The following is a 26,992-nucleotide window of genomic DNA, read 5'->3' on the forward strand; positions in this document are numbered from 1 at the left end:
GATGATCTCTTTAAAAGAGGTGCTTGGCTGTTTCTTTCGCCAATTCCATCGAATTGGTGTGATCATCGTCGCCAAGGCAGGTACAACTCCCCGCTGCATAAATATCTGGCAGATTCGTTTTCCCCGTGGCATCTACGATAATCGCATCGTGATGATCTCGTTCGATTGGTGTTCCTTTCAAGAAAAACGTGCAGGGCACCCGACCTTTTGCAAAAATGAGCGTATCGCATGCCACTTCGTTTATCTCATCCGTCATCCGATTCCGCAGCTGTACTCCTTCTACACGGGACAATCCCTTGATAGAGGTAAGCTCCCAATCTGACTCAGCATATTTGACCAAATTGCTCGTCTCTTTTTCGAGAAGGGTCGCTGTACTACGAGAGATTTTGCCATTCTCGATCAACACAATCTTGCGGCCCGGCTGATGACCTCGCTCGATCAGCTGCATCGCCATCATCGGCGTCATGACTCCTGCCGGACGTGTCCCCGGAATTTTGTGCGCCTCACGCGGTTTTTCCAGCGAGCCTGAGGCGATCAGTACCTTTTTTGCCTCAATAGAATAGGTGCCCATCGGCGATTGGACGTACAACTGGTGCAGTTGACCGTTTGCCCCAGGGAAAAAACCGACGACAGTTGATTGTTCGTGAATCTCGTAGGGAAGCGACGCGGCTTTTCTCAAAAGTTCCCGTTCTGGAGCAAACTCATCAGAGCTCCAATACGGTAAGGTGAAGCCACCTCTTCTCTTCTGGTAATCGATCATGAGAACAGAGGTGACTCCTCCTTCCCACGCTGAAAGGGCTGCTGTCAATCCCGAGATTCCTGCTCCAATGATCACCAATTCATACATCATGCCTGCTTCTCTCCTTGTGTTACAGCTAGATAAGAGTTTCTTACTCCTTTTAAAGGCTGCTTCCCGGTCTGTTCAGGATAGGTCTCGGCCATAACATCGATGATTTTGGGAATACAGCAGTTTCCTTGGCATTCTCCTAAGGTGGCGCCCGTCCGTCGCTTCACTCCATCAATGGTCTGCGGGGTGAGAGGACGCTTCAACGAATTGACGATCTCACTCCGGGTAATGGAGCGGCACAGACAAATGATTTCTCCTGTTTCCTGCTCTTCTGAAAAGAGATCCGGCAGGGCATGCTGTGCCTGTTCGTTTGCTTGCAGCTCAAGCCCGGCATTCTGGAGAGTTTCCGCTACCAGCTCTGCTATGCCAGGGGAAGCAGAGAGTCCAGTGGAACGAATCCCGGCGGCATGAATCATGTGTGGCTGTACAGCGGATGGACGGATGACAAAATCTCCTTCGCTGCAAACTGCCCTGACCCCGGCAAACTGGCGAATCGTGGAAAACTGCCGAGAGTCGGGAACCAGCTTCTCACAGCCTGCCAGTACCGATTCCATGCCAATCTGTGAGGTGGCACGATCCCATTTGTCCTCTTGATCTTCCGCCGTTGGCCCAAGTAGAAAACCGCCGAACACGACTGGTGAAACCAACACGCCCTTGGAGGTTTTCGTAGGGACAGGCAGGATGATCGAAGAGATGGATATCGCCTCTTCGGTCAGGATAAACTGGCCTTTACGCGGTGAAATCGAGAAGCTCTCATCTCCCACCATCCGGGCAATTTCATCGGACCATAATCCGGCAGCATTCACCGCATAGCGGGTCGTGACGGTTTCACCATTTTCCAGCGTAAGGAGCAAGCCCTCTCCATCCGGTAATGTCTCGATGCGGGAGACGCCTTGCCCAAGCACAACCTCCGCACCGTTTAGCACTGCTATCTCTCCGAAGGCTCTGGTGGCCCAGAATGGATCGCAGATAGCTTCACCCGGTACTGCCAATCCGCCTGTTACCTTGGCTGTCACAGCGGGATTCATCTCCAGAATCTCCTCAGCAGAAATCCAGTGAACATCTACGTCATTCGCCTTTGCATTGGGAACATAGGTGGTTTCGATTATCTGCTTTTCCTCTTCGTTTGTCGCTACCATCACGGCGCCACATGGAATGTAGGGGATTCTCAGATTCTCAACTAACATCGGCCATAAGCTGCGGGAGCGGCGCAGGCACTCTGCCTCAACCGTGCCTGGCTTTGCATCAAATCCGGTATGAACAATCCCACTGTTCGCCTTGCTTGTCCCTTCACAAACGTCAGGCTGCTTTTCGATTAAAAGCAGTTTCAGTTGATAAAACGAAAGGGCGCGTAATATGGCTGTACCGACTACTCCACCACCAATCACCACAACGTCGTACTTATGGTTATGCATTCTGTTCCACCAACCTCGGATTTTTGTTTGCAAAATTTTGCTTTAGCTTGCTTTATTTCGTATTCATTATATTCTGACTTGTATTTTTCTGTCAACGAACGAAACTGCTACCATCGCATGACAGCAGCAGTTCATCATTTTGCATTTTTTTGCAAACAGTGGTTAGAGTGTGAAACGGTTGATCATTTGCTGTAATTCCTTTGCCATCTGGTTTAGCTGCTCTGCGGATGTAGAGAGCTGGTTCATCGAGATGCGCTGCTCTTCCGTTGAAGCAGCCACACTCGATGCACTTACGGCAGATTCCTTTGCAATCGAGGACAACTGCAATATGGATGCCGTCACCTGTTCCGTTGCCGCTGACATTTGTTCTGCAACGGAGGAAATCTCCTGAATCTGATCTGCTACATCCTGGGTAGAATCCATGATCCGGCGGAATGCTTCTCCTGTCTCATGGGCGATCTGGATTCCGGTTTCAACCTCGCGTGTTCCCTCATCCATGGCTTGTACCGCTGAAGTTGTTTCCCGTTGGATTTCGGTAATCAGGTTGGCAATTTGGTTGGCCGAGTCGTTGGACTGCTCTGCCAGCTTGCGCACTTCATCCGCTACCACAGCGAAACCTCTTCCCTGTTCACCTGCACGTGCAGCTTCAATCGCCGCATTGAGTGCCAACAGGTTCGTCTGGGATGCGATGCTTGCGATTACTTCCACGATCTGTGAGATTTCTGCTGATCGGCTATCCAACGAACGAACGACATCGGCAGAATGGCTTACGGATCGGTTGATCGAATCCATCTGTCCTGACACCTTTTCTACGGATTGGTTGCCTGCCACCGCTTCATTTGCCATATGTTTCGATGATTCGGCCATCGTGGAGGAGGCTTCGGCAATCCGCTGAATACCGATCGCCATCTCTTCCATAGCCCGCGCACTTTCTTCGGCACTATGCTGTTGATTCTCCGTGCCGGTTGCTACCTCTTGGAACGACGAGGCCACCTGACCAAAGGCAAGTCGTGCTTCATGAGCCTTCTTTGCGGAGGTTTCCGAGACTGTCCCTACTTGACCGGTATAGCCGCTAATATTTTTCATCATTCCGTGCAGATCCTCAATGAATGCATTCACCGCTGTCGCTACGTCGCCAATTTCATCCTTGCGCCGGATTGGGATCGTCTGGGTTAAATCCTTTTTTTCCACCAAGTTGACGATGCCTGCTTTCAGCTGCAGCAATGGACGTGCTACCTGTCGATTGATGAACCAGTACAAGATCAGGAGGAAAATACTGATGGAGACACCAAAAATAATCAGGCTGATGTAAAGATATTGGGTAATCGGCCCCTTAATCTCTGCTGCGGGCATGACAGTAGCTAGCGTCATGCCCGTTTCCCCGATTGGAGCAAAGGTGACGTATTGCTTTTGACCACCTATGGTAGCTTGGGTCATCCCCGTTTCGGTTGCTTCGGTAATGCTTTGGGCAATGTCCTTTAGCCCCGTCTCAGACTCGTCCGTAATTTTCGCTTCCAAGTTCTTTTGTGCATCGCGATGGGAAACGTAAATGCCCGACTTGGAAACGATAAAGCCGTAGCCTGTTTCGCCAACCTTCAGATTTTCGATGCTTTTGTTAAGCTCCGTAAGCCCGATATCCAATGTCGTCGTACCGCTGATTTTTCCTCCCACTTTAATGGGCGCAATCGCTGTAACCATAGGAACTTTGGAAATCGGGTCGGTATACGGCTCAGTCCACACATATGGTTTGTCAACCATCCCCGCCTTGTACCAATCCTGCGCAAGATAATCATAGCTGCCGTCGCTGTAAGCCGGATCGAGCTCTACTTTGTCGTTATTGCGGATAGCGTACCTGCCGTACAGCTTTTGCGAGCTGTCGAAGCTGTATGGCTCCATCCAAAATCCACCGCCCACAATCAAAGGCTCAGACGCTACGACATCGACCAGCGTCCCTTCGATATGCTTGATTGTTTCCTTGGAGCCATGTGAGACAGAATAAGTGAGTGTTTCCGAGAGCTTGCCTGTCTTGTCCAGCATACCATTCAGATAAGCTGCCTCTTTCGCTACCTGCATTTGTAGCTTTGCTTCTACTTCATTCGAGATAATTTGCTCAAACTGGAGAAAACCAAACACTAGCTGAAGAATAAAAATACCGATGGTGATGGCAGCCAAAATGGTTACCAGCACATTTTTTATGCTCCTCATGCAAAAGCCCCCAATCACACAAATTGAAAAAATGGAAATTCATGACACGACGACATTTGGTAATCTACCCCACTATTACCAAATGTAAACTTCTTTTTCGCGAACTTTTAAAAATGCCAGAACATAACAAAAATAAATCCACATAACAAAAAGGCGCCTGCCATCCGAAAAGTTCGTGGATAGTAGACGCCGTACTCTAGGAATTCGTATCGATTACGAAACAGGTGGTTGCTTATTCGTTCGAGGTTCTTTCATTCCACCAAGACGCTGAAACTGGCGAATCATGAGGAACGAAAACCCTGCGAAACAAACGATCGTCAGTGTAATTTTGCTATATTGGTAAACGCCCGCAACCAATATTTCCAGTTGATCGGAGAACCAATAGCCTGCCATAAAGTAATGCAAGGTCCAAACGATACTGCTCGGCAAAAAGAATAGGAGGAACTGCCGAAACGGCATTCGGCTGGCACCGGCGAGGATAGGCACGATATGACGAATAATTGGAAGAAAGATACCAAAAGCAAGCAGACAGCCCATTGATCCGCGCAATGCCGACAAGAAATCACCACGCAAGCCCAGATTCCGGGCCATCCAGCCAAATGCCTTCACTCCCAGTAAGTACCCCGCGCAAGAAACAATGAAAAAAACGGGGTATATAACGGCAAATGCTGTAAAAAAGTCCGCTCCTGTATTGGCAATCTGCGCCCCCACGGTCATGACCGTAATCTCATCAGGAATGAATTTTCCCAGCATGCCTGTAACCATCTCCCAGAATAGCTCGTAATACCCTGTAAACTCCACCTGTGCCGCCTCCTTTCTCTCTGCACTCTATCCTAACGGGTAAACCTTTCAAAAGAAGACAGAAATCCTTAAGAAAAGGATAAGTATTTCTGAAGAATTTCTTACGAAGTGCGCAAAAAAGCTCATTCCTCCTTTGTGTTCAAAGTGGAATGAGCTTTGAAAGTGAATTATGCTTGGCTATCAAGTTTTTTGTTTGGTTTGGATTTTATTGTACGATCTTTGTTATTAAAATTGGAAAACTGGTCTACACAAAATGATAGAAATTCACTTATTCGTACACAATAAACACTCTATTTCCACTTTGAATTGCTTGCTCTAAAAAGCTAATAATATCCATTGTAATAGCCGGGAGCACTGGAATAATATTACTTGACTCATTTTCTGTAACTTTCTTAACATCAAATGATTTAAACAATTGTACTGCTTTTTCAACATTTTTGATTTCCCAAGGGCTTTCTTCATACCATCCTTCATGAACGTAATATTCATGTAAAATTCCATCTTGAACGGGAGCCTGTTGAACCAAGCAATCTAGCAATGATTCAAAATAGCCATTCCAAAGTTTGAGCACTTGCACTTCATTTGATTTTTCATACATAAAGATTATCTCAGGCTCTCCTTCAAATCCAATATAATATAAATCATTTATCGCTTCTGATTTCATAACCTTACTCCTTCCAATGACCTTGATCTAATATTCTTACTTGTTCAGGTGTAGCGGTTCCCGCTTTTCTAGCAGCTATTGCTTCATACCATTTGTACCCTTCCACCCATTCATTTTCTCCAATTTTATAAAATGACTTTGGTTTTTGTCCTCCACTACCAGGAATAGTTCTTTGAATTACCCAGGTGTTTCCTTGATCAACAGGCGCTCCAGAGGTTCTTGTATGCCACCTGACTTCATACTTATAGGTCCCGTCATTCCACTTGTAAGTTATTTGTTCGTAGCCATCGTTCATTGACTTTGCTTTCATATTTGCATTTTCAGGTATTTCAATTGGTGCACTCTTTCTATACTCTTTTGCTATATTAAGTTGTTGCTCTTCACCCATCTCGGAAAATTTAGTATTCTTATTAATATCAACCTTCCTCTTATTTACATTCGCTAACCCATCCCATAAATCCTCAGCATTTTTACTTCTTCCCACCGTAAGTGCCGCAAAAACAATCCCACCGACTGCATCTGCATCAGCGAGGTTTAGCTGATCATCCCGCAACGTATCCAAGTCTTCCTGTATCGGCTTAACATAGCTTTCTTGCACAAACAGATTTACACCCTTAGGTAAATCCTCTGCCGCCTTTTGCAAACCTTTTGGCAAATCATTTGCGGCTTTCTCCAAAGCTCCTGGCAGCTCACTTGCCGCTTTTTGCATTGCAGCAGGAACATCTCCCAGCTTTGATATTCCTTTGACGAAGTTGTCCCACATGGTCGGCTTTTGCTGTGGCTTCTCGCAAGCGGGTCCTTGTCCAAAACTGGCATCTGAAGGCCCACTGTTTGTTGACGACTGATTCCCTATCGTTACACCACCCAAATCCTGCCCATCGTCCTCAATCTTGATCAGTCCACAATGGAAACACATATTCGTGGATTTGTTCAGCAATGCGGGGTGTCCGCCGACCATTTTGTCCGCTTTGCCATCGATCCATGGCATGGTCATCACAGGTATGCAAGGCATCTGTGTCAGCACACCATTATTAGCTAAAGTGGCAGAGGCAACGGTGGGATTCTTCAAGTTGCTGCACTTACCAAATGGCATGATATTGACGTTAGGAACGAAGTCCATGATGTTCATTTGCGGCTTCCCTTTTACAAAAACACCATGACTGAACGGCATTTTCAGCCGACTTAACTGACTTCCGCTGCTGCATGATAAAATGGCACCAACAACCACATAGCTCTTGCGTTCCGCATTCGATTGTTGGACGGAGATACCTTCAATATTGGGCATACAGTCTCCTCCTCTCTGTAAGGTTCCTATACAGATGGAAGATGCTCATGCTAATAGATGAAGACCAATATCCATTCTATATAAAAAGGAAATAATACCCATATGCTAGGTATCAGATACTGGACTGATCATAAAAAATAGGTATAAAGTTGCGAAATTACATTCCACTATAGGGTATCGACCACAAAAAAACGTGTTTACCAACTACCGCATACACACGGCTTGGCAAACACGTTTTTACTCTTTATTCTATTCTCTTCCCTCAGCCTTACGCTTGCTACGCAACGCTGACATGGCTTCAATGAACTCTTCCTTGTCAATGACATTCAGCTCATATAGCTCCCGAATTTCATCTTCTATCAACAGCAAATCCCCTTCAGGATCACCTGTATAAATAACCAATCCGAAACGGTGCAGAAACGCCTTCAAATCGAATTCATTCGGGTTTATTTTCAATGAGCTCCCTCCAGATCGATTTCCATCCTTGCGAGGACGGCATCGTAATCAAACTCGACAGCAAAGCCGGTAATGACGATGATCTTCGCGTGTGGATACGCTTCTTGCCACGCCTCCTCCTCTTCCGGTTTCAATCCGACGATATACAAAGGGTCCGCGGACAGCTGCGGGTGTTCTTGACACAAGCGTAAAAACTCCTTGCATCTCTCCTGTTCGACAGCCGCATTCAGAACGAGGACAGCTCGCTCAACTTCTCCGGACTCTCTTTGTTTAGCCAGTAACTCAGACGTTTTGACCGAAGGCACAATGGCATTGATCTCAGGAAAACGATCGAGCACTTCATCCAGCCAATCATCTTCATGCCAGGCCAGGTAGTAAAGCATCGCAGTAGACATGTAACAAACACCTCATGGATATATACTTGACAATATTAGTAGCCATTCTTATTTCTTTTCTATTATAGCACGTCTCGCGATAACTGCCCATGCTGTTGGCTTGACTTCGCCTTTTCCTTCACGTAAGGTGGAAAAAGCAAACAATCCGCTTGAACAGATTTTTGTGCGAAAAGAGGTAGACGTAGTGAATAAGAAGCACCTTGCCCTCTTGTTCTTTATTGCTTTTTTCATCATGCTCGGTTTTGGCATCATTATCCCCATTCTTCCCTTTTTCGCGGAAAAATTGGGTGCGACTTCGTTTCAAATCGGCGTGCTTTTTGCCAGCTATAATATTATGCAGCTGGTGTTTGCACCGATTTGGGGAGCACTTTCAGACAGAATCGGGCGAAAGCCACTCATATCATTCGGGCTGTTCGGCTTTTCCATCACCTTTATCCTGTTTGGACTAGCTGACAGTTATACAGAAATGCTCCTGTATCGCATTTTGGGTGGAATCGTCTCGGCAGCCGCATTGCCAACTGTAACCGCTATGGTGGCGGATCTCTTCCCTTCAGAAGAACGGGCAAAAGGGATGGGGGTCATTGGCGCCGGGATTGGACTTAGCTTTGTCTTTGGTCCGGTGATTGGTGGACTGCTCAGTGAATTCGGCTTTGCCGTTCCCTTCTACGCTTCGGGTATCGTGGCCTTGCTTACGTTTTTCCTGATCCTGTTTGCCTTGCCAGAGAGCTTGCCGAAAGAAAAACGGGCGAATCTGCATAAAGAACAGCGGCAAAATCCGCTTGTCTCTTTGTTCGGTTCCATGTCCTTGCTGTACGGTATTTTGTTTACGGTCTCCTTTGCTTTTTCCGGACTAGAAACGACTTTTGCCCTGTACATAAGTGATTTGTACGGTTTTACCTCCAAAGACCTCGGCTATATGTTTCTCGTCATGGGCTTGATCGCTGCCGCGGTACAAGGCGGGCTCATCGGAAGGATGGTCAAGCAGCTAGGGGAAGCAAGCGTCCTCGTCATTGGGATGATTCTTTACGGCATTGGATTTTTTGCCATTCCGTTGTCGGGTAACTTTTGGGTGCTGGCGCTGATCCTCTCGTTATTCGGAGCGGGACAAGGAATGATCAGAGCGACAGCCACAGCAATGATCACCCAACGAACGACGCAAGGCCAAGGCGTGACGAGTGGAGCAATCAGCTCCATGGACAGCCTTGGACGCATCTTGGGTCCATTAGCTGGTGGAGCGGTTTACCAAGTCTCCCACAGCGGTCCGTTCTTCCTCGGAGGAGTCTTGATGGTACTGCTCCTCCTCTGGTTCGTCAGCGGCTATCGTCGCCTGCCAGAACCAAGCACACAAGCACAATCATGAGTCAGAAAATGAAGCACCGCCAGCATTTAACACTTTGCTGGCGGTGCTATTTTTATTGCAGCCTACTGTTCCTGTAGCTCCATCCAAGCCGAAAAGGTTACATCTATCTCCTGCTGCACCTGATCGATCGATTGTTGCCAAGCCACTAACTGCTCGTAATCGGCCCCTTCACTTTGGAGTAAGGCCGTCAGTTCACCTTTTTTTCCTTCTAATGAGGCTATTTTTTGTTCAAGCTCTGCCAGCTTGTACGGATTCGGACGTTTGGCTGTCGCATTCGTCACGGCCGTCTCTTGGACTTGCTTGACTGCTGGCTGCTTTCGCTCTATTTCCTCCGGCTTACTGGCACGAGCAGCGATCCGCTGTTTTTGCTTTTCCCTTGCTTCCTCATAGGAACCCACATCGTGAACCAGCCGCTTATTTTCTACCCAAAACACACCATCTGCCATCTTTTGCAGGAAATAGCGATCATGCGAGATGATAAATAACGACCCGCGAAAATCCGCCAACGCTTCCTCCAATGTTTCTCGCGCTTCAATATCTAGATGGTTGGTCGGTTCGTCGAGAATGAGCAGGTTGATTTCCTGATGCATCATTTGGGCCAAGCGCAGTCGCATCCGCTCTCCACCGCTCAGCTGCCCGATCCGCTTGAAAACTTGTTCGCCGTAAAACATAAACCTCGCCAGCAAATGCCGTGCTTCCGGCTCGGTCACTCTGGCTACTTCACGGAAAACGTCAATCAGCCGCTGGTTTTGATCCCCTTCCAAAGCTTGCTGTGACAAGTAGCCCACCTTAACGCTGCTGCCAATTTTGAGCGTACCTGCGTCTGGCTCAACCTCTCCCAGCAGCATGCGAATTAGCGTAGATTTACCGCAGCCATTTGGTCCAAGCAGCGCTTTTCTCTCGCCGTAGCGCAATAAAAAGCTAGCATCCGTAAACAACTGTTTTCCGCCAAATGTTTTCTGTACCCCCGTCGCATTCAGCACATCCTGCCCGCTTCGGTCGGTCTTCATAAACTGCAAGCCCATGCGATCCGCTTCCATTTTCGGTCGCTCGATACGCTCAATCCGCGCCAACGCTTTTTCCATGCTTTTTGCCCTTCGGTGAAAAGCCTCGTTCGGCGGATTGGAGCGATTGCCCCACTCCTTGAGCCGTTTGATTGTCTCTTTCATTTTCTTGATTTGCTTCTGTTGTTCCTGATAAGCGGCAAACTGGCGCAGCAAGCGTTCTTCACGCTCCGTAGCGAATGCGCTGTAATTGCCAATATAGGATTCGGCTTCTCCCCCGTCCACATGATAGACGGACGTGACGACCGCATCCAAAAAATAACGATCATGGGAGATGATCAGGATCGTACCCTGATAATTGTTTAAAAACTCCTCTAACCATTCCATCGACTCCACATCCAAATGGTTGGTCGGCTCATCCAAGAGCAGAACATCGCTTTGTTGGCAGAGTAGCTTTGCAAGGCCAGCCTTCGTCTTTTCGCCTCCGCTGAGTTGGGCAAAAGGTGTCGCTAACAGTTCTGAATTAACACCCAAGCCCTGTGTCACCTGAGTCATTTTCGTCTCCCACTGATAGCCATCCAGTTGTTCAAATTCATCTTGCAGCTTTTGATAGCGCAGCATGAGGCGGTTTAGCTCTTGTTCATTTTCGTAAAGCATTCCCATCTGCTGCTCGAGCTCGCGCATCTGCTCCTGCAGCTTGATGACATCAGCAAACGCGCTGGCTACAACATCCGCCCCCGTCCATTCAGCCGGATACTGCGGCGTTTGCGGCAGGTACGCCCAAATCGTTCCTTTTGCCCGAAAAAGCTCACCAGAATCGGGGCTTTCGATACCTGCCAGCAGCTTGAACAACGTGGTTTTGCCTGCTCCATTCGGTCCGACGATCCCGACGCGTTCCCCTGCTTTTATTTCCAATGTGATATCTTGTAAAACCGGATCTGCTCCGTACGATTTCTGCAATTGCTGTGTCGCGACAATAATCATGATTATTTCCTCCTTGGAATGTTGGTAACGGTTCAAAATAATGGATTTCCTGATGGCCCCGGCACAATGTTGAGACCACACCGCATGTGCGAGTGGACGCAAAAAAGCCGCAGGCCATTACCTGCGGCATCGTGAAAGGGACCGACCTATGTCAGTTACCCATTATAGACAAGAACAAACCGCCCCTGATCGATGCATGGTACGCCTATGGAAACTCCGTTCAGTTGTATGCGCAAAAAAGGACAGACTGGTCCCGTTGAATGTAAAACCATGCGTCATACTGGAAGTTTCTACCACAAACCATGCTTGCAGAGTTCCGAACACGTACACACACCTCCGTTTCTCAAGGGATAGGAAATCACAACCATATCTTACCTCAGGAGTCACACAAAAACAAGAGGGCCTGCTATGTGCTCCTCACTAGCAGGCCCTGTACGTCTTTTACCCGATTTTCTTATCGACTTCCGTTGCCATCTGTGGCAAACAGCGGCTTCTTCGTCTCTGCATCCAAAAAGACAATCGTCGTGTAAGGTGGCAGCTTCACTTTTGCCGCCAAATACGGATAGGAAATCACTTGCGGGTACATTCTGCCCGGGTCAGGCAGCGTTTGTTTGACATACACAAAAAGCTGCTCCCAGCTCTGCTCAACTTTGGTTACTTGCAGACCGTAGCCAGGATTCGGTGAGGCCCCACGTGCGATGACATAAAGATCTCCCTGCTTGTGGATGCCTTGCTGTTCTTTTACCGAGTCAATAAACGAACGTTCCTGTTCCGTCAGCTTATCGGCATCGACAAGCGTAAAAGCACTCTCTTCCCCGGCCATCGAAATTTCCACCGCCTTTTTCTCAGCATTCCACGTGATTTGATGTCCGGCCTGCTCTGCCATCCATCTCAACGGCACATACACTTGCTTGTCACGCACGATTGCGCCCTGCCCATCTAGCAGCCACTTGCCATTCAACGCTACTTTTCCTGTAGCGAGTTGGAATGTCAGCGTACCTTTTGCCAGCTTCATTTCTCCACTCGTTGCATCTTGTTTCCAAGTGCCTCCTAAAATCCGGCTCGCATCCTCGGCAGATACATAGGTGCGCTGCTGGACGAGAATCGGTGCTTTTGCCAAGGAAGATTGCTCTCCGTTTACCAGTATCGCAGTTGTCGTTGTTTGTGGTGTGCTAGACACTGCCGCCTGCACAGAATAAGCCGTTAACACTTGCAGCGTCAGTGCAACAGCCAGAATCGATTTGCCTTTCATTGTTGTTCCTCCATCCCTGATCATCATTTTCGTCATTCTTACTTGTTAGACATAGGTTTCCTCTGATTCGTTTCACTATGACTGAGATTGGCGAGAGATTAGTGCAAAAGCCAATTTCCCATGACTAGAACAACCGGGATAGACAAGAGGGCCAGCAAGGTGGAACAAACCGTCGTCATGGCGCCCATCTCCTCATCCGCCGCATAGCGCCCGAACAAGATCGAGGCCAATGTCAGGGTGGGCATTGCTACTTGCACAAGGGAAACGCTGACAATATCGCTGTCGATTGAAAAAACGGACAAAAGAAACGCCGTCATCAGCGGAAAAACAACTAATTTAAATGTGAGTGGCATACTCAAAAGCTTCAATGACACTTGCGGTTTGTTGCGCAAAAACATAGGCAAAAGCATACCAATGTACATCATGGCTAACGGAGAGGCGAGCTTGGACAGCGTTCCAAACAGCTGCTTCACAGGCTCAGGCGGCACAAACCCGATGATGGCAGAACCGAGTCCAAATACGATCGCAATCATCGGAATGTTGATGAGTGTCTTGAGCCCTTTCAAGGAGAAGCTTCCTTTTTCCTGGAGCATCATCACACCCACTGTCCATAGCACAACATCCACGCCTGCGTCGAAAATAGCCGCCAAGAGCGCCCCTTTTGGCCCAAACAATGCCGCACAAAGCGGCAAGCCGATGAAGCCTGTATTCCCCAAGCCGGACAAGAGCGCAATCTCCCGACGTTTTTTCACCGGAAGCGGAAGTGCACGCGCACCTAACCAGCCGATAAAAATGCCCAAGCAGTTTAGGATAATCGAAATGAAGAATATTGCAAAAATTTGGTATAAAATTTGCTGATCAATGGTTGTCTGAAAGATCCCGTCTAAAATAATGCACGGCATGGCTACGTTTACAATAATCGTGATGACGAGTTGGCGAGAGTCCGCAGTCAAGGGTTGCCGGTAGCCGATTAAGCTACCGATCCCAATGATGACGGCCATGATGAGGATGGACTGCTGCAACGTTTGTAGTTCCATGCTGCCCTCCTGCCTACATTTCTACCGGAAGCCATTCGAGTTCGGTCGGCTCCCCTTTTTCACATGTTCGTAGCAAATCTCCGCACAAAGGAACAACCTGCTCAAGCGGAACACACCAGGAAAGGGGAAAGGCAACTTCACTACCCTCGATGACGAGCGTGGACATCACCGCCGATTGCTTGTCTGCCGCAAGTACAAAGTGCTGCTCAACCGGCTCGTGTTCTTTCCATTGCACCAAAACTTTGCCGTTGTTCCCGCCTGCTACGACCAAATCCACATGGTCTCCATACGCTGCGTGAACCAACGTCCGCGTTACTCCATCCAATTGAGCAATTTCCTTCAGCACTTCATGCCAAGCTACATGCTTTTGCTCCATTCCACTTCCATCTGTATACATACGCCAGTCGTTTAACATGTTGATTGACTCCTTTTGTCGGTGCGCTCTCCTATGAAGAACAAGCACGTCATTGCTTGTAGGCCTTTCAATTCGTACTAATTGTACGCTTCTTGACGAGGAACCTCAACCACTACTTCTGCGCCAAGTTTTCGTCTCATGCACATAGCCACCGCATGAATAGAGAATCTTAAAAGAGATAACAAGTATAAACGTTACTGTAGTGGTGGGGAGGAAACAGGAGAAAACGCTCAGCTTCTTGTCCCACCCGCTGTGGGACCCTCTGCCCGCCTCCATGCCAAAAGCGAAACCGCGTCCAAAGTGGTCCTTTCAGGATGTATTGCAGAGGTGGACGCTTAAAGGCGTGTTTCGCTTTTGGCATTCCGTCTCGGTCGGTGTACCAAAGATCTTCGCTGTTTTCTCCTGTTTCCTCTACGAGCTTTCCGTGCTTACTCCGGTTTTTAACGCTTTGAAAGAATGAAGAAATGTCATTAGTTACGACAGAGAAGAATATTTCCAGACGTAGCGACTTGTGGAGTCCTACCAAGCGGAGAAGGGATTTGCGGGCAAAAGAAACGCAACGTGCCCATGCGACGAAGCGGCTACCACTTTTGCGTTTCCCCGCGAATCCCTTTGGAGCGGACAGTCTTAGCCCCCAGCAGGACGGAGCCTGGAGCCTAGACTGGAAATATTCTTCTCCCCACCGCAGCTACATAGAACCTTGTTCCTTTTAATCCAAAGTAATCAAATAGGATTTAACAATTTAAAGATTGACAAAGACATGAACGACCACTACTATGAATCCATGAAATCCGATTAACATAAAGGGGATTACAACATGAAAAAAGTCATTCTGTCTACCTTACTATCTTGTCTGCTACTGGGAATGGCTGGCTGCAGCACTTCCGGTTCGCCTTCTCAGCCGAATAATACGACTCCGCCTGCTGATCAAGCAGCTTCGCAAAATTTGCTGGAAAAAGTGAAAGCCGAGAAAAAACTCGTCATTGGTACGGAAGGTACATACTCTCCGTTTACGTACCATGATCAGTCGGGCAAATTGACTGGCTATGATGTGGAGGTTGTCACGGAAGTAGCCAAGCGGCTCGGTGTAGAGCCTGTATTCCAGGAAACCCAGTGGGATGCCATGTTTGCGGGACTCGACTCCAAGCGCTTTGACGTCATTGCCAATCAGGTAGGAATCCGCCCTGATCGTCAGGAAAAGTACGATTTCTCCAGGCCATATACGGTTTCCCGTGCGGTTTTGGTGACTCACAAGGACAATAACACCGTCAAAGACTTCAAGGATATCAAAGGGTTAAAAGCCGGACAATCCATGACCAGCAACTACGCTGACCTGGCACGCGCCAATGAGGCAGAAATCGTCGGTGTAGACAACTTCAATCAAGCCATTGACCTGATTGCACAAAAACGCGTGGACGTTGTGCTCAACGATAATTTGTCGGTACTTGATTTCCTGAAGCAAAAGCCGGATACACCAATCAAAGTCGTGGCCAAAAATACCGAGGGCCAACCAACTGCTTTCATGTTCCGTAAAGGAAGTACAGAACTAACGGACGCGATTAACAAGGCGCTCGATGAGATGCAGCAGGACGGCACCCTTTCCAAAATTTCCATCAAATGGTTCGGCGAAGATATCACGAAGTAATTCTTAGGCGTTGACAAAATTGTCTGTCCCTTTTAGTATGTTCCTATTCAAATTCACATCGGTTTAGTGGGGGTTAATTTATGAAAAAACTATTATTTTCCCTTCTCGCTTCCACTCTGTTAGTCGCATTGGCAGGTTGCGGGTCGTCTTCAACGGGACAACCACCGCAAAATAGTGCCGCTCCTGCCCCAACAGAAGAGAAAAAAGAACAAAACTTGTTGGAAAAAGTAAAAGCCGACGGAAAAATTCTGATCGGAACCGAGGGTACGTATGCGCCGTTTACGTTCCACGATCAGTCTGGCAAGCTGACGGGCTATGATGTGGAGGTCGTGACTGAGGTAGCGAAGCGCATCGGCGTTGCGCCTGTGTTTCAAGAAACACAATGGGATGCGATGTTCGCAGGACTCGACTCCAAGCGCTTTGATGTCGTAGCGAATCAGGTAGGCATTCGCCCTGATCGCCAGGAAAAATACGATTTCTCCAATCCATACACCGTATCCACAGCGGTCCTCGTCACCCATAAAGACAACACGACCGTAAAAGGCTTCGAGGATATTAAAGGTTTGAAAGCAGCCCAAACATTGACGAGCAACCTCACAGATATCGCGAAGAAAAACGGAGCGGAAATCGTCGGTGTGGAAGGCTTTAACCAAGCGATCGACTTGCTTGTTTCCAAACGTGTAGACATTACGATCAACGATGGGATTTCCCTGTTGGACTTCATGAAGCAAAAGCCTGATGTTCCTATCAAAATCATCGCAAAAGATCCGAACGTAGCGAAAAACGGTTTCCTCTTCCGCAAGGGCAGCACAGAGCTGGTTGATGCATTCAACAAAGCACTGGATGACATGACGAAAGATGGTACCCTCGCAAAAATATCAGAGAAATGGTTTGGTGCAGATGTCTCTAAGTAGCCTCTTCGAAAACCCAGAACGCCTGAACCGATGGATCGATATCGCGCAAAGCTCCTTTCTTCCTCTGTTGAAAGGAGCCTTGCTCTATTCTTTGACAATCGCCATCGCTTCCTTTTTCATTGGTCTGATCATTGCGGTTCTCACTGCGCTGGCACGCCTATCCGGCATAAAGCCGCTGATTGCCATCGCCCGCTTTTATGTATCGATCGTTCGCGGTACTCCTTTATTGGTCCAATTGTTCATCATTTTTTATGGCTTGCCGAGCATCGGCTTGATGATCGATCCGATACCGTCAGCAATCATCGGTTTCTCACTCAGCGTCGGTGCCTATTCCTCCGAGGTGGTACGTGCAGCGATCTTGTCCATTCACAAAGGGCAATGGGAAGCAGCCTACTCCCTGGGGATGACCTACTGGCAAGCGCTGCACAGAGTCGTGCTCCCTCAGGCAGCTCGCGTCTCCATTCCTCCTTTGTCCAACTCGTTTATTAGTTTGGTCAAGGATACTTCCCTGGCTTCGGTCGTTCTGGTACCAGAGATGTTTCGCAAAGCCCAAGAAGTCGTCGCTGCGACATATGAGCCGCTGCTCGTCTACGCGGAAGCAGCCCTTATCTACTGGGTGATTTGCTTCGTACTCTCTATTATCCAGGATCGCATTGAAAACAAGCTGGACCGTTATGTCTAAAAAGCAGGTGAAAACGCATGATTACGATCACGGATGTGCATAAACAATTCAATACCTTACATGTACTCAAAGGCATTTCCCTCTCGGTGGAAAAAGGAAAGGTAGTCGTTATCATCGGTCCTTCTGGCTCCGGGAAAACAACCTTGCTTCGCTGCCTGAATGCACTTGAGGTTCCGACCAGCGGCAGCGTCCAGATCGGGGACGTGAAGCTGGACTTTTCCAAAAAAGTAGAGAGAACAAGTATTCCGAAGCTGCGAAAGCAAACCGGGATGGTGTTTCAAAACTACAATCTCTTCCCGCACATGACAGCCGTTGAAAATGTGATGGAGGGACCCGTCACTGTCAAAAAAGAAGACAAAGAAAAAGCACGTGCGAAAGCCGCTGCTCTGCTGACAAAAGTAGGGCTCGGTGACAAGCTGGACCATTTTCCTGCACAGTTGTCTGGAGGACAGCAGCAGCGTGTAGGGATTGCCCGGGCACTGGCGATGGACCCGCAAGTCATGCTGTTTGACGAGCCTACCTCCGCTCTCGACCCGGAGCTCGTTGGCGAAGTGTTGAAGGTGATGAAGGAGCTTGCCCAGGAAGGGATGACGATGATCGTCGTCACGCACGAGATGGGGTTCGCTCGGGAAGTTGCCGACGAGGTTATTTTTATGGACCAAGGCATCATCGTGGAGCGAGATACACCTTCGAATCTGTTCGCAAAGCCGCGTGAGGAACGCACACGTCAGTTTTTGCAGCATTTGAAGTAATGACCAGAGAAAAGACTCTGTCTCTTGTATAAGAGTACAGAGTCTTTTCTCTACTATGAAGCCTTAATCATCTAGGAAGGCAAATACGAGAAAAATGATGATGAGAATCCAAAGGAAACCGCCTCCAAAAAAGCCACCGCGATTGCAACCCATAATCTTCCTCTCCTCTCATTGAGATCAGATGGACGCACCGATCTGCTGGCAAGGATCAGTACTGCATTCAGCTTATGACAACCGCATCTCTCCTGTATGGATGCCTGTCTATTCCAGCGATCAAAAAGGAAAAAACGGGTGCTTGCCCCTCGGCTTTTATACAAAACCTAAAATTAACAAATGCTTCATGTTCTCTCTACTCTTCCTTAACATCAGACAACTATCATGAATGTGTCAGACCCTACGATGGACATTACGTCCTCCATTTCCGCCCGAATAGCCCCCTTCTACATCGGGCGGGCTTTTTTTCCTTGCCGCAAAGATATAAAATATGGATAAATAGACCATTTTTAGCGGAGAGAGGGATCATTTGTGGAAGGGTATAAACAGGCGTTGGCGCAATATATTGACGCTACCAATACACATGACTTTGCCAATGTAGAAAAAGTGCTTCATCCGAATGCCATTTACTGGTTTTCTGACAAGACTTGTACATCCATGAGTGAGATCGGCGCTTACTTTGAAAATGCATGGCATTTGATCAAGGATGAAGTCTATGCGGCTACGGATGTAAAGTGGATTGCTGTCGATCAAAGGTCCGCTAGCTGTGTATACACGTATCAATATCAAGGCTATTACAACGGAGAATTCGTCACGGGAAGTGGCAGAGCTACGAATATTTTTACGAAAACAGAGACAGATGAATGGAAGCTCATTCATGAGCATCTGAGCGGCAAAGTGGAATAAGCCCCAAAAATAAAAGCCTCGCTAGGAAGCAAGGCTTTCTTGGTAAGTTGAGACCCCTCGCGAAAGGGGTCTCGTCTTGTTTTTTATCGATTAAAAAGGGATTCGCTCTGAATGAATCACATACTGATACTGTGCAGCCCACTCTTGGAGACCATCCCAGAATGCTTCGCAAGCGCATACGATTTTTGCTGAATCAGTCAGATCCCCCGCCATCACCAATCTGGCTACCTGATCGAATCCAGCCGGACGATTCGGCAATTCCAGCGCTTCCGGCAAAACCTTGGCCCCTGTCGAGTAAAGCTTTCGGTTGTGCAGCCCGATCAACATCGCACCGTATTGGGCAAACTGCATGGCCAAGTAGGGCAGATAGGTATGTGGGCCGTTTAGATTTACGTTCCGCAACTTGCCAATAAATTCGTACATTTCCCCTACGAGAATACCGTTGATTCCTTCTGTGAACACTTCCTGCGATGGTGATTCTGCTGCTTTTTTGAGCGTTTCAAAAAAGCCCTTCGGATCGTATAGACTCAGCGGAGAAAAGAATGGGCCATGTGTCAGCGGCCAATCATCCTCGACAGTAGCAGCAGTGTTCAGCAAAACATCTGCACTGCACACATTCACTTCAGCCTTCCAAGGTCCCGCTGACCATTCGTAGCTAAATTCTATTTCTTCCCCTGATTCTTCTAGTACACAAAACATCTCGATATCCGAATAAGGGCCGTCTGTCCCTCGAGAAATGGAACCATACACCCCAATGGCGAGAACTTTTTCTTTGTACACTTCATGTAATCTCGCAGCAATTTCTTGGCAGGTTTGAAATCGTTCACTTCGAGATATTTTTACAGGTCCATTCATGTTCATTTACGTACATCTCCCTTGATCTATTTTGGGGGTGAGCTGACACAAATGCATGAATGGAGGACCTCGGGATTAACGGGGGACTTTTTTTGGATGCATGTGAACTTCCTCCCATCGACCAGATCGTAAGGTTCGTAATGATATGCATTTTACCAAGGAAAGGAAAATCTTACGAGTGATTTTTATTTTTAGGCGAAGCATGGACGTTGTCGATGGCGGATTGAATATACGCCTGTAGTGTATCGATGAAGGTGCGAGCGGCGAACCCCATATATTTGTCCCTGCGATAAACCAAACAGATGTCTTGGCTGGGAGTCGGATGCAAGAGGTTGATGATCGCAATCTCATCGTCGTTTACATTTTGCAGCAATAAACTAGGCAAAATACAGCCCCCGATCCCCTTTTTTACAAGAGTCAATAGAGACAGGAGTGTGGTCGTTTCGATATGAGGCTGCAAGCGAAAGCCTTCCTGTAGGCAATAGCGATTGATGAGCTGTCTCGCTTGATGATCCGGCGGAAACATCACCATTTTTACATCTTGAAGCTGCTCAAACTTGATCGCCTTTTCCTTGGCAAGTGGATGTGCGCTATGAACCGCAAGCGCGAATTCTTCGTGAAAAAGCGGAATGACAGTGATTCTCTCATCTGGCTCAGGCAACACAGTCACGCCCAAATCAATCTCGCCGGATATGATTTGCTCCACTATTCTTGTAGTCTCAATGACGGATAAGGATGTTTTCGGATACAAGCGGTGGAATTCTACAAGAAGAGCATCAAACAACAAGTCAGCATCGCCAGGCAGGACACCGATCGTGAGCGTGCCGCCTTCGTTGTTTTTCATGGCAGCAATCGCTTCGCGTGCGTAGTCGATATGGGAAAAAACATGCCGACTCTGTTCCAGCAATACCTTTCCTGCTTCTGTCAGTGTGATTCGCTTGCCCAAGCGGTCAAACAGCGGGACACCCAGCTCACTCTCTAAAAACTTGATTTGCTGGCTGAGATTGGACTGCGAGGTACACAGCTTTTCTGAGGCCCGGGAAAAATTCATTTCCTCACATATTGCCATAAAATACTCCAATTGCCTGAGCTCCATTGCTTCACCTCTTGTGCCCATTATCATTTTTACTAATCATTCTAATCGGAAAAGCATGATTGTTGCGTTTTCCCCTACGACGTACACTTTAGTTGACGGTAAGAGCACTGTCAATCATAGGAAAATGATAGGGAGGTTTTGTCTCATGTCTCAAAGCATGCTCACTACAGCCACATCCGTGCGTCAAATTGGCCTGCAACAGATTCCGTTGATTCCTGAGGAGCTATTGGATGTCCAATCCCCCGCTTTTTCAAACACACTTCGCTGGAATATCGGGCATATCGTCTTTTGTTTTCAGCATTTCCTGTCCATTGGCTTGCCTTACCAATCTGACCTTCCCGCTTCTTACGCTACTCTTTTTCAGACGGGAACGAAGCCTTCTGACTGGACGACTGCACCTCCCACCAAAGATGCGCTGATTCACTACTTGTCCGTACAGCTCGAAAGGTTGGCCTCCGTCACCCCTGACGAGCTAGAGGCAGCTTTGCCAGCCCCCATTACAATGGGTCCCTTCCAGTTCACGACGGTAGGAGAAGTCTTTAACTTTGCCGTCATGCACGAGTCCATCCATCTGGGGATCATTTCAAGCATGGTAAAAGTCGTAGCGCAGGAAGCAGCAGCAAAGTAGTTGCAAAAAAACGAGACCTTCGAATGGTCTCGTTTTTTCGTTTATTCGAACCGAGTGAACTTTTCTTCGGCAGGTGTGCGTGTGCGTGCTGCTGGTACATTTTCCTGATCGAAAAAACCGAGGTGAAGGAAACCAACGATTTTCTCTCCTGGCGTAACACCCAAGATGGCGTGTGCCTTCGGGTCCCAGTTGTGCGCGTTTGTTTTCCAGACTACACCTAATCCACGCTCCCATGCGAGCAACTGGAAGTTTTGAATGAGAGCAGCCGTCGCACTGAAATCCTCTTCCCATTGTTTTTGGCGCGGATCTTCTTTCATGATGACAACCAAATAAGCTGCCGGTTGATTGTACATGTCTCTGCGCACCTGATGGGCTTCTGAAGGATAGCAGGTGATCAGCTTCTCCACAAACGCTTCTTTTTTCTCTGACGATACAAACATAAATCTCCATGGCTCACGAATACCATGGTTCGGCGCGTACACTGCGTCATTCAACAGCTCCAGAACAAGTTCTTCGGACACAGTATCTGGTTTATAATCTTTTTTAATCGAGCGGCGCTCTCGAATTACTTTGGCAATGGACACATCGGTCACCTTCTTGACTAGTTATTCGCCCCATTTGATAATGGTTATCATTCATACATCTTATCGTTTGGATGCGATAAAATCAAGTCAGGAAATAACGTCGACCTTTTACTGTTGAAACTCTTTTTCTATCAATTTATAAAATCTATCCAGCACTTTCCTGTCCAACACGTTCACATTCATGGATATTACATGCTCTCCCCCTACAGTACCGACCACCAGTGTATTGGATCCCGGGACTCCGCCTCCATGACCCCAAACGGAAGTACCATTTGCCAACTTATATTCAAAAATCCCCAGACCAACGTTATTCAGACCATAACCTCCATCTTCGTAGGGAGTACCCGTCAACATTTGATCGAGCATCTCGGGTTTCAGGAGTTTTCCACCTAATAATGCACCTATAAATGTATTCAGATCATCTGTAGTCGAGATGATATCACCAGCCGGGCCACCTGCCCATGCGAGATTCATATTTGTATAATCCTTCAGTCCTTCTCCTAAATCATTGAAGTATCCCCTCGCATGTGGGACTGGGATAAGAGTAGAACTTCCTGGCAAACTCGTCCCTGTTAGTTTTAACGGAACAATAATCCGTTCTTTAATCTGTTCTTCGTATGATTTCCCTGTGGCTTTTAGGATGATCATGCCCGCTAGTATCGTATTGGTATTCGCATATTCTACATCCGTACCTGGTGCAAATAATGGTTTTTTACTTAATGCTACCTTGAGCTCTTCCTCCAATGTAAACTTCATCTTTGGATTATGAATCAACATGTCTAAAAACGATTGATCAACAGAGTCGGGGATTCCACTCGTATGATTCAGCAAGTGTCGGATCTTGATTTTATTGCCATCAAACCCGCTGCTATTCAGCACTCCGGGCAACCATTTTTCGACGGAATCATCAAGGGATAGCTTTTTCTCTTCTGCTAGTTGCAAGACAACGGTGGCGACAAACATCTTTGACACACTGCCTATGCGGAAATGAAAGTCGGGTCTCATCTTGCTCTTGTCTTCTATATTCGCCTCGCCTGCTGCGTACGACCATTTTTGTCCATTTCGAGTAGATTGAACGATCATCCCAGGAATCCCCGGCTCTTTTACTATTTGATTCACCAATGCTTCTATCGATTTTTGATGCGCTGTAGCATTTTCATTCGTTGGTAGCTTTGGAGCTTGAGATTGCACATGGTTCGTTGCATTTTGAACAACAATGGGTTGTGAGGCTTGTACTCCATCTGCTCCACTAAGCCATACACTACCCGTGATACATATCGTTAATGCCATCTTGTCGAAGCTGCTTCTTTGATCTTTCATGCTTTCTCCTCCTTATGTACCTTCCTATTCTGATACAGCTAAATTTTAACATTACTGTACATTCAGCCCATTTATTTCAGATTACAAAACAACAAAACATCATTCGCATATGGTAATATTCTGGGCAAGGAGGGATGTAGCTTGGATGAACAGCGCCCAGCTCTGATAAAGCCCGGATTTTTCAGTATCGATGCGCCAGCAGACAGGCGACGCAACGAATTTGACTTTCATAATGAAGCGCTGCTCTTCCATCAGCAGCCAGTCGATTTTGTTTTTTTCGGCGATTCCATCACGCATTGGTGGGATCTCGCTACCTTTTTTGGCCGGTCCGGTCAGACCATCGTGAATCGTGGAATCGGCGGTGACACAACCGATGCGGCCCGCAAACGTTTTGCCGCGGATGTCCTCCAATTGAAGCCACGTTACGTGGTGATCATGATCGGGATTAACAATACGTGGGCGTTGGACACATTCTTGCCTTCCGACCGACTGACACCCCAAGAGATTTGCCAGCAGGTGACCAGTGATGTAGAAGCAATGGTGCATGCGGCTCTCAAGCAAGGCATTCAGCCCATTCTTTGTTCCCTCTTGCCTACATGCATGGACCGATACGCACGCAACCATGAGCGAAACCAGCTCGTCATCACGATCAATGAACGTTTTCAAGCTATTGCTGAACAAACAGATTGTCTCTATGTCGATTATCACTCCCGCATGACGGACGCAGATGACATCACACTGCGTAAGGAATTGGCTGACGACGGGCTTCATCCGCATGTCCTCGGCTACCAGCTCATGGCAACTGTTCTACGCGATACACTTTATGCACATGACATCGCACTTGGCACTCCATCATGAATGAAAAAAAGGATGCGGCTACTTATGCCCATCCTTTTTTGGTGCTTATTCCGGTCGACGGTCCGTCAGCCAATGTCCGCCTGCGATTTTGCCTACTGATGCCATTAAAACAGACAAATGGGACGTGCCATCAATGCCTAAATATTCGTTCATGTCATGGTCCATCCAGTGACCAATCGTCGTTACCCCAAGCCCCAGCCCGTTTGCTACCAAATGCAGGTTCTGCGACACGTGCCCAGAATCCCACCAAATATAGCGGTACGCACGCTCTTTGTATTTGTCTTTCGTGCGATCCACCATCGCTGTCCAAACGAAATTGACAGCAGCCCGTCTCGTCACCTCTTGTTCTTCCGTGAACATATAGGCGATCTCGGACGTGTCTTCTCTCTTCAGTCCCTCCAAGCACCAATTCTGAACATCCAGATGATACAGGCCTTTCTCCAGTCCCTCCACGTTGTTAATCATCAGGTACGTCTCAATCGGATACAGGGCACCGGCAGACGGCGTCGTGCGTAATTGATAGTCTCCCATATCGTCTGTGATGCCCTGTGTACCCCACAGCAGGAGATTTAATTCGTTCAGCGTCATTGGTTGCTTTAGGAAATTACGCTTGGATCTTCGATTAGAGAGGACCTCCCACAAATCGACGGACGCTGGAAACTGCGGCTTGCCCAAATCAATGCGGGCAAATACCTCTTCATAGCGCAAATACGTCGCTGGTCTTTTGGAAAAATCGTAACGAGAGGCCCAGCCTTTTTCCAGCTCGCCCACCCGGTAAGAGGTTGCCTCGATAAATTCATTTGCAATTCGCTGCCATTCGGGATGCATCTATGTTCCTCCTCGTTTTTTCTTGGTGGTGATGCCTTTTACTATACGAAGCTCTTTTCCATTAGTAAAACAATGATTTATAATATTTTTCATAAGAAAAAACTAATGTAAAGGAAAGAGGAGACATGACGCTTACCCAACTGCAAGTGTTTGTCGCCGCAGCAAAAGCTGGAAGCTTCACGCGGGCAGCAGAAGAAATCGGCTTTACACAATCCGCCGTCTCGCAAATGATTCAGTCCCTGGAAAAAGAGCTAGGCGTCAGTCTTTTTCAGCGAAGTCGCAGCGGGATCACTCCGACGAGCATCGGAGAGCGAATGCTTGCGCACGCTCGCGACATTTTGAACATCACATCCTGCATGACGGAGGAAGCAAACGTAGCCCGCGGGATTACGTCCGGCACCCTGCGTATTGCCTCGATTCCCAGCGTCGCCTCCCGCTTTTTGCCCGGACTTTTGGGCAGCTTTCGCAAGCGGTTTCCGGCCGTGGACATCCTGCTTTTGGAAGGCGATAGTGATGAGATTAGCAACTGGCTGCACAGCTCGGTTGTCGACATTGCCTTTACCGTAATGCCTGATAAGGAAATGCAAACGTTGCCGCTCTTGCAAGACGAAATGATGGTCATTTTGCCAGATACTCATCCGTTGAAAGACAGTCAGACCCTTCGTTTTTCCGAAATCGCGGAGCGCTGTTTTATCATGCCAAAGGATGGATGCATCCGAAAAATGCTGCAAGAGAATCACATTAACCCAACGGTTACGTTTGAAGTGCGTGAGGTGTATACGATTTTGACCATGGTGCAGGAGTATATCGGCGTCACCATCATGCCCGAGCTGTACATGCCACCTGTCATCCCCAAAGTCGTAGCGATCCCTCTGTCACCCCCGATTACAAGGGAAGTAGTGCTCGCGGTGCGCAACTGGCAGTCGATCTCACCACTCACGGCAGAGTTCGCCGTTCACAGCCAGCAATATGTAAAAGGCATGGACTTCACGCCAACGAGCAAGTAGCCACACACGAACAAAGCCCTCGCCTATTGGGATTGGCGGGGCTTTGGGTGTGCGAGAAGCTCTGTTAGCCATTTTTCAAATTTGTTGGCACTCATGATTTCATGGGTAATAAATTCACCCTGATAAAACAAGCCAAAAGTCGTCCATATGACAGGCGCGTTCTGTGCGGCTTCCCTCGTTGTCAGCCTGTATGCTTGAAAGGGGACACTTTTCGCTTCCGCTACTTCTCTCAGCTCTTCCAAAACACCAACTGCAAATGGACACTGCGCTGTGTAATAAATGGTGACGCCTTTCTCCTTAGAAGAAGTCGTTCCTGTTTTATGAAAGGAAGGCATAGCAGCTTGTTCATTCCATTTCCACGCCACTAATTGAAAATACGGTTCTGCTTGGTCTGCCAGCTCAAACCCCATATGTTCAAAAAAACGTCTCTGACTCAAATACGGGTACTTGTTCTTCCCTACGATATGAACGATTCCGTCCATGCCGCGTTTGACGGCATCTTCCTTGCAATGATGCAACAATTGTTTCGCATACCCGTTCTCTTTATATCTGCCAGACACCCACAAGCAGTTGATATACATATAATTGGGCGCTTCAATAGGAACCCACGCCATTTCCGCAGGCAAGTATTCAATAAACACTTTTGCCCGCTCATCCAAGCGATAAAAAACCAATCCTTCATCCATTCGCTCTGTCAGCCATTTCTTCTTCTCGGCTACTGCATTCTCGTATTGTTTTGCACCTAATGCACAGCATATGTGCTCCGATTTTATATTCTTTTTTGTTATTTCTATATACCCCAT

General features: G+C 47.7%; 26 protein-coding genes and 1 pseudogene. 9 read left to right on the forward strand and 18 right to left on the reverse strand.

The genetic code is table 11. The annotated features are described in order from the left end of the window. Positions 1-10: 10 nt before the first annotated feature. The 8 genes and pseudogenes from ACKKE8_RS23155 to ACKKE8_RS23190 form a co-directional block, all read right to left on the reverse strand. Positions 11-850: an NAD(P)/FAD-dependent oxidoreductase gene (locus ACKKE8_RS23155; RefSeq protein ID WP_409175085.1), complete on the reverse strand. Its 840-nt coding sequence runs from the start codon at positions 848-850 to the stop codon at positions 11-13. Then, positions 847-2,262, reverse strand: coding sequence for an NAD(P)/FAD-dependent oxidoreductase (locus ACKKE8_RS23160; RefSeq protein ID WP_409175086.1), 1,416 nt, complete (start codon positions 2,260-2,262; stop codon positions 847-849). Before ACKKE8_RS23160 ends, ACKKE8_RS23155 begins: the two co-directional genes overlap by 4 nt. Before the next feature lie 162 nt (positions 2,263-2,424). Beyond that, entirely contained in the window at positions 2,425-4,467 is a 2,043-nt protein-coding gene (locus ACKKE8_RS23165) for a methyl-accepting chemotaxis protein (RefSeq protein WP_409175087.1), read from the reverse strand. A 213-nt stretch (positions 4,468-4,680) separates the two neighbouring features. Continuing rightward, positions 4,681-5,268: a DedA family protein gene (locus ACKKE8_RS23170; RefSeq protein WP_409175088.1), complete on the reverse strand. Its 588-nt coding sequence runs from the start codon at positions 5,266-5,268 to the stop codon at positions 4,681-4,683. 268 nt (positions 5,269-5,536) lie between these two features. After that, positions 5,537-5,932, reverse strand: a complete 396-nt coding sequence (locus ACKKE8_RS23175) for a hypothetical protein (protein ID WP_409175089.1) — start codon at positions 5,930-5,932, stop codon at positions 5,537-5,539. A gap of 865 nt (positions 5,933-6,797) precedes the next feature. Continuing rightward, positions 6,798-7,217: pseudogene (locus tag ACKKE8_RS23180) on the reverse strand (DUF4280 domain-containing protein); the annotation flags it as partial. A gap of 249 nt (positions 7,218-7,466) precedes the next feature. Further along, positions 7,467-7,673: a YqgQ family protein gene (locus tag ACKKE8_RS23185; protein ID WP_015892550.1), complete on the reverse strand. Its 207-nt coding sequence runs from the start codon at positions 7,671-7,673 to the stop codon at positions 7,467-7,469. Beyond that, complete coding sequence (locus tag ACKKE8_RS23190; RefSeq protein ID WP_409175090.1) at positions 7,670-8,068, reverse strand: hypothetical protein; 399 nt, start codon at positions 8,066-8,068, stop codon at positions 7,670-7,672. The genes ACKKE8_RS23185 and ACKKE8_RS23190 overlap by 4 nt, the downstream gene beginning before the upstream one ends. Positions 8,069-8,090: 22 nt before the next feature. Here ACKKE8_RS23190 and ACKKE8_RS23195 point away from each other — a divergent pair, with 22 nt between their 5' ends. Beyond that, complete coding sequence (locus tag ACKKE8_RS23195; protein WP_409179182.1) at positions 8,091-9,428, forward strand: MFS transporter; 1,338 nt, start codon at positions 8,091-8,093, stop codon at positions 9,426-9,428. Between the two features lie 62 nt (positions 9,429-9,490). On the opposite strand, the gene abc-f is transcribed toward ACKKE8_RS23195, so the two are convergent. The 4 genes from abc-f to ACKKE8_RS23215 all read right to left on the reverse strand — a co-directional run bounded on the left by abc-f (position 9,491) and on the right by ACKKE8_RS23215 (position 14,120). Beyond that, positions 9,491-11,416 carry a ribosomal protection-like ABC-F family protein gene (gene abc-f / locus ACKKE8_RS23200; RefSeq protein ID WP_409175091.1) on the reverse strand — a complete coding sequence of 642 codons (1,926 nt, stop codon included), beginning with the start codon at positions 11,414-11,416 and terminating at the stop codon, positions 9,491-9,493. A 454-nt stretch (positions 11,417-11,870) separates the two neighbouring features. Further along, entirely contained in the window at positions 11,871-12,668 is a 798-nt protein-coding gene (locus ACKKE8_RS23205) for a stalk domain-containing protein (RefSeq protein ID WP_409175092.1), read from the reverse strand. Positions 12,669-12,766: 98 nt separating this feature from the next. Continuing rightward, on the reverse strand, positions 12,767-13,705 hold the full coding sequence (locus ACKKE8_RS23210; protein ID WP_069847811.1) for an AEC family transporter: 939 nt from the start codon (positions 13,703-13,705) through the stop codon (positions 12,767-12,769). A 13-nt stretch (positions 13,706-13,718) separates the two neighbouring features. After that, positions 13,719-14,120 (reverse strand): hypothetical protein, encoded by a 402-nt coding sequence (locus tag ACKKE8_RS23215; RefSeq protein WP_017250604.1) that lies wholly within the window; start codon positions 14,118-14,120, stop codon positions 13,719-13,721. 817 nt (positions 14,121-14,937) lie between these two features. On the opposite strand from ACKKE8_RS23215, the gene ACKKE8_RS23220 reads away from it, so the two are divergent. The 5 genes from ACKKE8_RS23220 (at position 14,938) to ACKKE8_RS23240 (ending at position 19,013) form a co-directional block, all read left to right on the forward strand. Continuing rightward, positions 14,938-15,765: an amino acid ABC transporter substrate-binding protein gene (locus ACKKE8_RS23220; protein ID WP_409175093.1), complete on the forward strand. Its 828-nt coding sequence runs from the start codon at positions 14,938-14,940 to the stop codon at positions 15,763-15,765. Between the two features lie 80 nt (positions 15,766-15,845). Continuing rightward, entirely contained in the window at positions 15,846-16,679 is an 834-nt protein-coding gene (locus tag ACKKE8_RS23225) for an amino acid ABC transporter substrate-binding protein (protein ID WP_409175094.1), read from the forward strand. Continuing rightward, positions 16,666-17,361 (forward strand): amino acid ABC transporter permease, encoded by a 696-nt coding sequence (locus ACKKE8_RS23230; protein WP_409175095.1) that lies wholly within the window; start codon positions 16,666-16,668, stop codon positions 17,359-17,361. The genes ACKKE8_RS23225 and ACKKE8_RS23230 overlap by 14 nt, the downstream gene beginning before the upstream one ends. Before the next feature lie 17 nt (positions 17,362-17,378). After that, positions 17,379-18,113, forward strand: coding sequence for an amino acid ABC transporter ATP-binding protein (locus tag ACKKE8_RS23235; RefSeq protein WP_409175096.1), 735 nt, complete (start codon positions 17,379-17,381; stop codon positions 18,111-18,113). Positions 18,114-18,638: 525 nt separating this feature from the next. Further along, positions 18,639-19,013 carry a YybH family protein gene (locus tag ACKKE8_RS23240; RefSeq protein ID WP_409175097.1) on the forward strand — a complete coding sequence of 125 codons (375 nt, stop codon included), beginning with the start codon at positions 18,639-18,641 and terminating at the stop codon, positions 19,011-19,013. Between the two features lie 90 nt (positions 19,014-19,103). Here the strand turns inward: ACKKE8_RS23240 and ACKKE8_RS23245 are convergent, their stop codons facing one another. Together ACKKE8_RS23245 and ACKKE8_RS23250 are read right to left on the reverse strand one after the other, a co-directional pair. Continuing rightward, positions 19,104-19,874: an ANT(4')-I family aminoglycoside nucleotidyltransferase gene (locus tag ACKKE8_RS23245; RefSeq protein WP_409175098.1), complete on the reverse strand. Its 771-nt coding sequence runs from the start codon at positions 19,872-19,874 to the stop codon at positions 19,104-19,106. Positions 19,875-20,040: 166 nt separating this feature from the next. Beyond that, entirely contained in the window at positions 20,041-20,964 is a 924-nt protein-coding gene (locus ACKKE8_RS23250) for a LysR family transcriptional regulator (RefSeq protein WP_409175099.1), read from the reverse strand. Between the two features lie 145 nt (positions 20,965-21,109). On the opposite strand from ACKKE8_RS23250, the gene ACKKE8_RS23255 reads away from it, so the two are divergent. Continuing rightward, on the forward strand, positions 21,110-21,592 hold the full coding sequence (locus ACKKE8_RS23255; protein ID WP_409175100.1) for a DinB family protein: 483 nt from the start codon (positions 21,110-21,112) through the stop codon (positions 21,590-21,592). Between the two features lie 41 nt (positions 21,593-21,633). Here ACKKE8_RS23255 and ACKKE8_RS23260 read toward each other — a convergent pair whose 3' ends face one another. Then, positions 21,634-22,185, reverse strand: a complete 552-nt coding sequence (locus ACKKE8_RS23260; RefSeq protein ID WP_409175101.1) for a nitroreductase — start codon at positions 22,183-22,185, stop codon at positions 21,634-21,636. 99 nt (positions 22,186-22,284) lie between these two features. Continuing rightward, positions 22,285-23,496 (reverse strand): serine hydrolase domain-containing protein, encoded by a 1,212-nt coding sequence (locus ACKKE8_RS23265; RefSeq protein ID WP_409175102.1) that lies wholly within the window; start codon positions 23,494-23,496, stop codon positions 22,285-22,287. Between the two features lie 141 nt (positions 23,497-23,637). On the opposite strand from ACKKE8_RS23265, the gene ACKKE8_RS23270 reads away from it, so the two are divergent. After that, positions 23,638-24,354 carry a GDSL-type esterase/lipase family protein gene (locus tag ACKKE8_RS23270; RefSeq protein WP_409175103.1) on the forward strand — a complete coding sequence of 239 codons (717 nt, stop codon included), beginning with the start codon at positions 23,638-23,640 and terminating at the stop codon, positions 24,352-24,354. Positions 24,355-24,399: 45 nt separating this feature from the next. Here the strand turns inward: ACKKE8_RS23270 and ACKKE8_RS23275 are convergent, their stop codons facing one another. Continuing rightward, a complete protein-coding gene (locus tag ACKKE8_RS23275; RefSeq protein WP_409175104.1) occupies positions 24,400-25,182 on the reverse strand; it encodes a SagB/ThcOx family dehydrogenase in 783 nt (260 codons plus the stop codon). A gap of 125 nt (positions 25,183-25,307) precedes the next feature. Here ACKKE8_RS23275 and ACKKE8_RS23280 point away from each other — a divergent pair, with 125 nt between their 5' ends. Beyond that, complete coding sequence (locus tag ACKKE8_RS23280) at positions 25,308-26,189, forward strand: LysR family transcriptional regulator (RefSeq protein ID WP_409175105.1); 882 nt, start codon at positions 25,308-25,310, stop codon at positions 26,187-26,189. A 23-nt stretch (positions 26,190-26,212) separates the two neighbouring features. Here ACKKE8_RS23280 and ACKKE8_RS23285 read toward each other — a convergent pair whose 3' ends face one another. Then, on the reverse strand, positions 26,213-26,992 hold the full coding sequence (locus tag ACKKE8_RS23285) for a GNAT family N-acetyltransferase (protein WP_409175106.1): 780 nt from the start codon (positions 26,990-26,992) through the stop codon (positions 26,213-26,215).

Source organism: Brevibacillus fortis (genome assembly GCF_046196545.1).
GTDB lineage: Bacteria > Bacillota > Bacilli > Brevibacillales > Brevibacillaceae > Brevibacillus > Brevibacillus fortis_A.